Source organism: Synechococcus sp. B60.1 (assembly GCF_047462555.1).
GTDB lineage: Bacteria > Cyanobacteriota > Cyanobacteriia > Thermostichales > Thermostichaceae > Thermostichus.
Map to the genome: position 1 here is coordinate 1,373 of NZ_JANSJN010000092.1, position 9,683 is coordinate 11,055.

General features: G+C 57.2%; 9 protein-coding genes. 6 read left to right on the plus strand and 3 right to left on the minus strand.

Annotated elements, in window-relative coordinates; all coding sequences use genetic code 11:
• A partial coding sequence (gene uvrA, locus NW863_RS10285; protein WP_414366159.1) for an excinuclease ABC subunit UvrA occupies nt 1-1,440 on the plus strand: 1,440 nt, incomplete at its 5' end.
• A 49-nt stretch (nt 1,441-1,489) separates the two neighbouring features.
• Here uvrA and hemW read toward each other — a convergent pair.
• Nucleotides 1,490-2,683, minus strand: a complete 1,194-nt coding sequence (gene hemW / locus NW863_RS10290) for a radical SAM family heme chaperone HemW (RefSeq protein ID WP_414366160.1) — start codon at nt 2,681-2,683, stop codon at nt 1,490-1,492.
• Nucleotides 2,684-2,734: 51 nt separating this feature from the next.
• On the opposite strand from hemW, the gene hisH reads away from it, so the two are divergent.
• On the plus strand, nt 2,735-3,385 hold the full coding sequence (gene hisH, locus NW863_RS10295; RefSeq protein ID WP_414366162.1) for an imidazole glycerol phosphate synthase subunit HisH: 651 nt from the start codon (nt 2,735-2,737) through the stop codon (nt 3,383-3,385).
• Nucleotides 3,386-3,391: 6 nt separating this feature from the next.
• Nucleotides 3,392-3,853 (plus strand): EVE domain-containing protein, encoded by a 462-nt coding sequence (locus NW863_RS10300; RefSeq protein ID WP_414366163.1) that lies wholly within the window; start codon nt 3,392-3,394, stop codon nt 3,851-3,853.
• Nucleotides 3,854-3,905: 52 nt separating this feature from the next.
• On the opposite strand, the gene surE is transcribed toward NW863_RS10300, so the two are convergent.
• Entirely contained in the window at nt 3,906-4,685 is a 780-nt protein-coding gene (gene surE / locus NW863_RS10305; protein ID WP_414366164.1) for a 5'/3'-nucleotidase SurE, read from the minus strand.
• 343 nt (nt 4,686-5,028) lie between these two features.
• Here surE and NW863_RS10310 point away from each other — a divergent pair, with 343 nt between their 5' ends.
• Nucleotides 5,029-5,694, plus strand: coding sequence for a Crp/Fnr family transcriptional regulator (locus tag NW863_RS10310; protein WP_414366166.1), 666 nt, complete (start codon nt 5,029-5,031; stop codon nt 5,692-5,694).
• Between the two features lie 3 nt (nt 5,695-5,697).
• Complete coding sequence (locus NW863_RS10315) at nt 5,698-6,567, plus strand: alpha/beta fold hydrolase (protein ID WP_414366168.1); 870 nt, start codon at nt 5,698-5,700, stop codon at nt 6,565-6,567.
• Here the strand turns inward: NW863_RS10315 and NW863_RS10320 are convergent.
• Nucleotides 6,507-7,094 (minus strand): DUF2518 family protein, encoded by a 588-nt coding sequence (locus NW863_RS10320; RefSeq protein ID WP_414366169.1) that lies wholly within the window; start codon nt 7,092-7,094, stop codon nt 6,507-6,509. The two genes, NW863_RS10315 and NW863_RS10320, sit on opposite strands and share 61 nt — an antisense overlap.
• A 304-nt stretch (nt 7,095-7,398) precedes the next feature.
• Here NW863_RS10320 and NW863_RS10325 point away from each other — a divergent pair.
• Nucleotides 7,399-9,683: dynamin family protein (locus NW863_RS10325; protein WP_414366170.1), on the plus strand; the 2,285-nt coding region annotated here is incomplete at its 3' end.

Sequence of the window (9,683 nt, forward strand, 5' to 3'; positions counted from 1 at the left end):
CTGCAGTTTTTAATTGACGTGGGCCTTGACTACCTCACCCTGGCCCGACCGGCCATGACCCTTTCGGGGGGCGAGGCGCAGCGGATCCGACTGGCCAGCCAGATTGGCTCCGGCCTGACGGGGGTGCTCTACGTGCTGGACGAACCCTCCATTGGCCTGCACCAGCGGGATAACCAACGCCTCTTGCAAACCCTATTCCGCCTACGGGATCTGGGCAACACCTTAATTGTGGTGGAACACGATGAAGAGACCATTCGCGCCGCCGACCACATCGTGGACATTGGCCCTGGCGCTGGCATCCACGGCGGAGAAGTGGTGGCCCAAGGATCTCTAGCCGACATCCTAGCCTGCGAGCGCTCCCTCACCGGCGCCTATCTGGCGGGGCGGCGGCGGATCCCAACCCCAGCTCAGCGGCGACCTGGCAAAGCCGTCTCCCTCAAGCTCACCGATGCCCACAAAAACAACCTCAAGCACATCGATGTGGAGATCCCCCTGGGCAAGCTGGTCTGCGTCACCGGCGTCTCCGGCTCCGGCAAGTCCACCCTGGTCAACGAGTTGCTCTACCCTGCCCTGCAACACTACCTCGGCCAGAAGGTGCCTAAGCCAACGGAAATGGGGGAGCTACACGGCATTGAACACATCGACAAGGTCATTGTCATCGACCAATCCCCCATTGGCCGCACCCCCCGCTCCAACCCCGCCACCTACACGGGCCTCTTTGATCCCATCCGCCAGGCCTTTGCCCAGACTCTAGAGGCCAAGGCCAGGGGCTATCAATCTGGCCACTTTTCTTTCAACGTCAAGGGGGGGCGCTGTGAAGCCTGCAAAGGGCAGGGGGTGAACGTGATTGAAATGAACTTCCTGCCGGATGTGTATGTTACCTGCGAAGTGTGTGGGGGCAGCCGCTACAGCCGCGAGACCCTCCAGGTCAGGTACAAGGGCAAAAACATCGCCGAAGTCCTAGACATGACGGTGGGGGAGGCGCTGGAGTTTTTTGCCGCCCTACCCCCTGCCGCCAAGATTCTACAGACCTTGGCCGATGTGGGCCTTGATTACATCAAGCTGGGGCAGCCCGCTCCGACGCTTTCCGGGGGGGAAGCGCAGCGGGTGAAGCTGGCGGCAGAACTGGCCCGCCGCTCCACCGGCAAAACCCTCTACCTGCTCGATGAACCCTCCACCGGCCTGTCCTTCTACGACGTTCACAAGCTCTTGAATGTTCTGCAGCGGTTGGTGGATGCGGGCAACACCGTGCTGGTGATCGAGCACAACCTGGACATCCTCCGCTGTGCCGACTGGATCATTGACCTGGGGCCAGAAGGGGGCGACCAGGGCGGCCAGATTGTTGCCGTCGGCACCCCTGAGGAAGTGGCCGAGCAGCCCGGATCCCACACGGGGCGCTACCTAAAGCAGGCTTTGCAACAACATCCCGCCGGTCAGTAAGAAAGGGAGCGGATGCATGCCTAGTTGTTTGCACTATTTGCCCGGCAAACTAAGGAAAAAGCTCTGCAATGACTTCGTTGGAAAACAGCCAGCCCTCGGGCGGGATCAGCCGCAGTCGCCCTCCTTCGCAACTGGCCCAACCTTTTTCAAAATAGGGATCTAGACGCCGCAAAGCCTGCTCCACCCTCGCAGGGCCAAAGCGCTGCCGTAAAGTTGCCAAATCCAGCCCTTCCTGCAAACGCAGCCCCAACATCACCGTATCCATCCAGATTTCTTCTGCAGAGGCCGGTGGCGGGAAAGGGTGAACTTGGGCTTTGACCTGTTCAAAATACTTATGGAGAGTTTTCGGCTGTTGAATGCGCCGCCCCCCTTCGTAGCCGACCGATCCCATGCCAAAGCCAAAGTAAGGGCGATTTTCCCAGTACACCCGGTTGTGGCGACAGGCATACCCAGGGCGGGCAAAATTGGAGATCTCGTAGTGGATGTAGCCGGCTTGGGTGAGCAGCTCCCGCGCCATCAAGTACATTGCAACTGTGATTTCCTCAGGGGGCAAAGGGGCATCCCCCGGTCGGTACATCCGACCAAAGCGGGTTCCCGGCTCAATGGTTAAATCATAGATGGAGACGTGGGTGGGGTTGATCTCAAGAACAGCCTGCAGCGATTGCTGCCAGTGCGCCAACGTCTGGTAGGGCAGTCCAAAGATCAAGTCCAGGTTGAAATTCGCAAAGCCCACTGCCTGCAAGTCGGCCACAGCTTCGTAAACTTCTTCCACTCCATGCAGGCGACCGCAGGCGGCCAGCAGCTCCGCTTGAAAGGCCTGTACCCCCAGGCTAATGCGGCTAACCCCCAGATCCCGGTAGCCCGCCAACTGCTCCCGCGTCAGGGTGCCGGGGTTGGCCTCGAGCGAAATCTCGCAGTCAGGATGTAAGGGGATCCTCTCCCTGAGTTGAACCAAGATCCGGCCCAATTGCTCCACCGTCAGCAGGGAAGGGGTGCCGCCGCCAAAGAAAATGCTGGTCAAGGGTTGGGGATCCCCAGCCAAATGGCGGTAGCGGTAGGCCCCCCCGATCTCTTGGCAGAGCACCTGCACATAGGTTTCTATTAGCTCGCGCGTGCCTAGGCCGGTGGCAAAATCGCAGTAATGGCAGCGCTGCCGGCAGAAGGGGATGTGCAGATAGGCGGCCTCTGGCCAGCCAAGCTGAGTGGAGAGGGCAAAGTCTTCTGCGGAGGCTGCAACCACCATAGCTCCCTACCTTGCTAAAACCACTATACTGGTAGGCTTGTAAGGGATCCCATGAACGCTGTGCGCCTGGCGGTGATTGACTACGAGGCCGGCAACCTGCATTCGGCTTGCAAAGGGCTAGAGCGGGCTGGAGCCGAAGTGCAGCTGGTCACAGAGCCGGCTGGGCTGGCGGCTTTTGATGGCCTCGTTCTGCCGGGAGATGGGGCCTTTGACCCAGCCATGCAGCAGTTGCGGGCGCGGGGCTTTGTGGAGGCTATCCAAGAAGCAATCGAGCGGCAGCAGCCCTTTCTGGGCATCTGCCTTGGACTGCAGGTTTTGTTTGAGGGGAGCGAAGAGGGGGTGGAGCCAGGGCTGGGCCTTGTACCCGGACAAGTGCGACGCTTTCAACCGGAGCCAGGCCTGCGCATCCCCCACATGGGCTGGAACCAGTTGCACCTCACCCAGCCCCTGTCTCCTCTTTGGGCAGGGATCCCTGACCAAAGCTGGGTTTACTTTGTCCACTCCTATCACGCCGTGCCCGAGGATCCCAGCTGGGTGGCCGCCACTACCCAACACGGCAGCCAAACCTGTGTGGCCGCCCTTGCCCGCGGCGCCTTGTTTGCCACCCAATTTCACCCCGAAAAGTCTGGCCCTGTAGGCTTGAAGATATTGCAAAACTTTGTCGAGTTTGTTGCCCGTCGCTTGCCTGCTGCCCGAGCTTAGCGTTCTATGAACTACTGGTTGATGAAATCGGAGCCCAGCGTCTACAGCATCTGGGATCTGCAGCGGGAGGGCCAAACCCTTTGGGACGGCGTGCGCAACTACCAAGCCCGCAACTACCTAAAAGCCATGCAGGTGGGGGATCGCGCCTTTTTCTACCACTCCAACGCCAACCCCCCCGGTATTGCCGGCCTGATGGAGATCCGAGAAACCCAGGTGGTGGATCCCAGCCAATTTGATCCCACCAGCCCCTACTACGATCCCAAGTCAACTCCTGCAGCGCCCCGCTGGCACACGGTGCGGGTGGAATTCGTCGCCGCCTTTGAGCGCTTGATCCCTTTGGCCGAGTTGCGGGCCACTTTTACCCCTGCAGAGTTGGAGGTGGTGCGGCGAGGTACGCGCCTATCGGTGATGCCCGTTCCCCCAGCCGTTGCAGAGCGGCTGCTGGCCTTGGCGACCTCTTCTCCCTAGCTCTACCAGGTTGGAGCAAGCCAGCCGGGACTCCCTATCCTTGCCAAAACCTTCAAAAGCCAAAGGCTGAGAGGCCCCAGCGCTGCAAGCTCTCGAAAGCGGCGTAGGCCGTTAAATCCGGCTGCAAGGGCGTAATCGACACATAGCCTTCGGCAACCGCCCGCACATCGGAGCAGGGATCCACCTCCTCTTCCACCACCTCTCCTGCCAGCCAGTAGTAGGCCTTGCCACGGGGATCTACCCGTTTCTCGTAGAGATCCGTGTACTTGCGCCAGGCTAGGCGGGCCAAGACCATGCCGCGTATTTCAGCCAGCTCTAGCGGGGGCACGTTGACGTTCAACAGCATCGGCTTCTCTAAAGGCTTCAGGCTCAGCTTCTCCAGCAGCATCAGCACCACCTGGGCCGCCGGCTGAAAATCCTGGTGGGTAAAGCTGGCCAGGCTCACCGCTAGGCTGGGGATCCCTTCCAACAACCCTTCCATGGCTGCTGAGACGGTGCCGGAGTAGAGTACATCGGTGCCCAAATTGGCTCCCTGATTGATGCCGGAAATCACCCAATCGGGGGGGCGGTCTAGTAGCCCATCCAAACCCAGCTTGACACAGTCCGAAGGCGTGCCGGAACAGGCCCAGGCTTGCACCTCTGGCGGAAACCCCTCCCGCACCGGATCCACCCGCAGCGGTTTGTGCAGCGTCAAGGCGTGGCCAGTGGCCGAGCGCTCCCGATCCGGGCAGACTACCGTCACCTGGTGCCCGCCTATCTGAGCCAGCGCTGCCGCTAAACACCGCACTCCCGCCGCTTGGATGCCGTCATCGTTGCTCACGAGAATGTTCATCGGTGCCCCTCCTCACCGCCTCCAAGCAACCCGGCTGCCCTCATCATGCTATCTGCTGCCAAGCCTACAGCCGGCCAGGAGCCAGGAAAAAACGAAGAGTGCGGCTTCCGCATGTTATCATTGAGCGTAGCCCTGTGAACAACATCCGTATAACCACGGTGTTGTTCTATGAATCTTAAGTGTCATTATGAAGCTAAGGTAAAGCCACTGCCGAAGTTCCCTTCCTCCTGGTTTATCCTTCCGCTAGGGTCTGGCCTTTTCTTTCAAACTCTTTTGATGGCTCGATGGAGCGGAAGAGGCGGCAAAGTTCATCTAGTTACTCAATTGACAGGAAGCCTATCCCATGTCCCTAGTTTCCATCACATCGGCAGCGGAGGCTCAGGAATGGCGGGAACTCTGCCAGTGGGCCGAAGAGCACTACCGCTGTCGCACTTTTCCCAAGGACGTGCGCATCCCCACCCGTCCGGGCCTGGTCTACATCCCCCAAGAAGGCGTGGTGCGCCTAGTTAGCCAAACGCCGGAGCGGCGGGAGGTTTTTGTCGGGTTTATCACACCCGGCGTGCCCTTTGAGCTGAGCAACCCGGAGCGCTTTGAGCTAAAAGCTTGCACCCATGTCGATCGCACCACGGTAATGTGGTTTTACTGGCAGGATCTGGAGCAGTGGCCCTATCTGCACCAGAAAGTTCAAGAAAGCTTCCGTCAGCAACTGCAACGCAAGTTGCTTTGGTTAGGCAACTTGGGCCAACGGCGTGCCATTGACCGCCTGAAGGGCTTCCTAACGCTGTTGATTGAAGAGTACGGGCAGCCCTGTGAACAGGGGATGTACCTCCCTTGGACACTCACCCACGCCCAGATTGGGGACGCCATTGGGGCGACCCGTGTAACGGTTACTCGCTTGCTGGGATCCCTGCGCTCGAAAGGGTTTGTGCAGGTGCTGGATCAAAACTTAATTTGCCTTCCCAACGGGGTGAAGCTGCAGTCCGTGCCAAAAAAGGCGGCTAGCGCCTAAGCTATGGGCCTGCAGCTCTACTACCGTGCGTGGGGAGAAGGGATCCCTTCCCTGCCCATCCTACTGCTCCACGGCCATCCGGGCAATGGTGACTGCATGGAAGTTTTTGCTGAGGCGGTGGCGGGGATGCACCCCTGTGTGGCGCCGGATCTGCGTGGCTATGGGCGTTCGCAGGTAGGGGATCCCTTTGAGATGGCAACTCACCTAGAGGACTTGCAGGAGCTGCTGGATTGCCTGGGCTGGCAGGAGTGTCTGGTGTTGGGCTGGTCGTTGGGTGGGATCCTGGCCCTGGAGTTGGCCTTGCGCCTGCCGCAGCGGGTCAAGGGCTTGGTTTTGGTAGCCAGCGCCGCCTGTCCTCGTAGCAACCATCCCCCCATCACCGTTGGGGATCAGCTTAACACCGGCATTGCTTCGCTGCTCAACTGGCTTTGGCCCGGCTGGAGTTGGAACATCAACACCTTTGGCCGCCGCTCTCTCTACCGCTACCTCATCCAGCAACACACCTCAACCGCCTATCGCTACTTGGCCCAGGTGGCTTTGCCTGCCTATCTGCACACCTCTCCCCAAGCCCGCCGCGCTTTGCGCACCGCCCTGCAACAGGGCTACAACCGTGAGGGGGAGCTGCAGCACCTGCGCCTACCTGTGTTGCTCCTCGCCGGCGAGCGGGATCGCCACATCACCGCCGCTAGCAGCTTGGCCACCGCCCGCCTTCTACCCCAGTGCACCTGCATTGTCTATCCCGATGTGGCCCACCTCTTCCCGTGGGAGATCCCTGAACAGGTAGGACGGGATCTGCGTCGCTGGCTTAGCGCTCAGGACTGGGACAAAGGGAGCTCTTCTAACCCACCCTCAGCGGAAGGAGCCGCAGCCTGAACTTGGACCAGCTTGCGCAGCCGGGCAAAGGCCTCTTCCTCCAGCCGGATCTGCTGCTGCTGCTGTTCTTCCGGGGTGCGCAGGCGTTTTCCCAGCGGCTGTTGCAGCGTGCCCAAAAGTAAGGGCTCGGAGACGCCCGGTTCAGTGTGGATGACGGTGCGGGCCTGCAGAGTAAACACCGGCGAACCGGTAGAGAAGCGACCGGAGGACGCCAAATCGCTGGCCGCCTGCTTCAGCGTGAGGATCAGGTGCTCTGGGGTAATGTCCGGGCTGACGGCGATGACCGCCCGCTCTGCCCCTTGGTCATAGACCGTGGTGTAGGGGGCAGCGCCGGGAATGCGGGAGCGAAAGATCGGCCCTAAACTGAGGGCAAAACAGCCCGCCGTTAAGACCAGCGTAAAGGCCGTGTAGCCCACCAGCGAAAACTTCCAAGGCCAGTTGCGGATCCAGGCCAGCAGGGTAAGCAGAGCCAGCAGACCCGCCACCCCCAGCCCCACCTGGGTGGCAGAGGCGAAGAAAGATTGCAAGGATCCATCCATCATTTACAGGGAGAAGGAGTTCGGACTCAGCAGTCTCATCTTAAGCAATCTGGCAATCCTCTCAACTGCTTGCTGGCTCTAGCCGGGAGGAGATAGGCTTGCGACTCCATCTGCCAAACCAGCTCTCGCTGATCCCAGAAGTGCCGGCAGCTCTGTGCCTTTTAGAACTGTTTTTTATGCTACTGAATGAGCATTGCTGGCAAGAAGAACGCTGAAAACAATGCGAAGGAAACGAACGACGGTATCAGCAAGATGGATATAATGCCAGCGAAGCGGCTTGAGAACTGTTGGCATGTCATCTTCAACCCTATCTGATGGAGCGCATCACCGGCTTGATTCTATGGATCCCTCGGTAGCTTTGCAGACCGCGAGAGACTCACTATTTGACCTCGGCAACCTCACCGCTGGGATCGTTAACGAATACCACGACGTAGTCAGCAACTCCGTGCTGCTGGAGAAGCTGGAGGACTTTCGGGTTGTCTACGAAGAGGCCGTTGCCCGCCTACGGAAGCCCTCCTTCCGGATTGCCACCATTGGCACCACCTCTTCAGGTAAGTCCACCATTGTCAACGCTCTCATTGGTCGGAAAATCGCGCCTATCGAGGCGCAGGAGATGAGCGCCGGGATCCTGCGGATTAGGCACGGCGAGCGGAGCAAGTTAGTTATCCACAATACAGAAGGAGCCACCTGGGAATGCGGCACGTGGGAAGACCTGAGGGACGAAGAGATCTACAGCAGGCTCAAGCTGACAATGGAGGCCTACCACCAAGAGCGGCGAAAGAAGAGGAAGAAGGAGGATGAAGCCGACGTGGGCATCCCTCAGATAGACGTTGAGTGTCCGCTCCTTCCTGTCAGGGCTTCTTCTCTGTTAAACCTGCCTGAGGGCTTACAGGTTGAGATTTATGACTTGCCTGGCCTGAACTCAATCCAAGATAGAACAAGCCTCAGGATCATCCAAGAGCATGTCAGCAAGTGTTTTAGCCTTGTTGCACTGGATTACTCTCAGACAGATTGGCAAAGACGAGAAGCCCTCTTGAGAGAGCTAAAAGATGTTGTGGAGTTTCTCCGAGGTCAAACTAGCTTGATGATTTTCTTGCTCAATAGGGTTGACATGCGAAATCAAACCGACAACCCTCTAGAGCAAAAGGTCGAGGAGCTGAGAGAGGAAATTAAGGAGATTCTGGATCTTCCAGAGCTGCCTTTTATCATTCCGCTCTCTGCTAAGGCGCTCTTCTATGCCCAATGTGCCTGGGGAGCCAACTCTTCCGAAGGATCGGATGTGGATCCCAGTACTAGACAATGGATGCTCAGCGCTCTTTTTGAAGACTGTGCTAATCTCATCAAGGCTTCTACAAGAGGTGATAGGGAGCTGAAGTCTTGGATAGCAGACCTTGAAAACAAAGTCGAGGAAGGGCAGGCAATATCTGACAATGACACTAGGCTCTTGCTTGGCTACATCCGAGAGTGGAGCGGCGGCAACTTGCTATGGAGGGCATTGCGAGAAAGGATTCAAGCAGACACTGCAAGAGTTGTTATTCTCCCGGCAGTGCTACAAGTGATCAACTCAGCTAGAGAGATTAGCAGTGCCCTAGATGTCATAATCAATACAAGACGAATTCAGACGCTAGAGGAAGTAGATAGGCAAAGAAAATATATTCAAGAGAGACAAGAGCAATGCAAGGAAGCAATCAATCAAGTTGCCCAATCGTTTATCGCTGACATTACAGACTTACTCAACCAAGTTGCCAGTGCTAGTGGCACTCCTGAGTCCCTATCAAAGATTGAGGAGGAAGCCAGAAAGAAGGGCTGGCAGGGGTTTCCCGATTTTATTGACTTTGTGGATGAGCAAGTTAAAGATTTGATTAATAAAATCATCGCTACAGTTCGAGATGCACTCAAGCAAGAAATTGGTGTTTATCCGCTAGAAGATTCTCTGAAAGAAGTGATCCCTGCTCACATTGCCAACCTCGTTGCTAGATCTTGCGACATGACACTCAGAACGTTGAGGGATTGTGAGTGTCAGGGAGACAGCCTGATTCTGAGAGTACCTGTTGAGGAGAAAACCAAAAAGCCTCATGAGAAGATAGAAAGAGCTGAGCGCGCTGTTTTAGCTCTCTACCAATCGGTTAGGGACGCTCTCGAACATAGGGCCGAGTTTCTGTTACAGGCAAAGGCTCAAACTTTTGAGAGATTTGCGAACTCATTGATCTCTCAGCTTATTGCAGACCTTATTGGAGCCGTTGAAGAAATCCTCACAGTCTCTGAGGAAGATAAGCTAGGGATCCAGGAATTGATTCAAACTGGCGTTAAGCTGAGAAGCGAGCCCTTGCGCCTTACGCAAGATGTCTTTCTCTTTAATAAAAGAGCAAAGATAGAGACTACAAAGAAGGACAAAACTACAATAGTCGAGGAGCCTAGATCTTGCTTTGGAGGCAAGAAGTACAAGATAGCTAAAGTTGGGACGGAGTTCTATCAACAGCTAATTGTACCCAGCTTCGATAAGATGGCTGAGGAGTGGTCAAGCGGAGCAGATGCTGGTAAGCGAAAATTGTGGCAAGTTCTGAAAGAATGGATCAT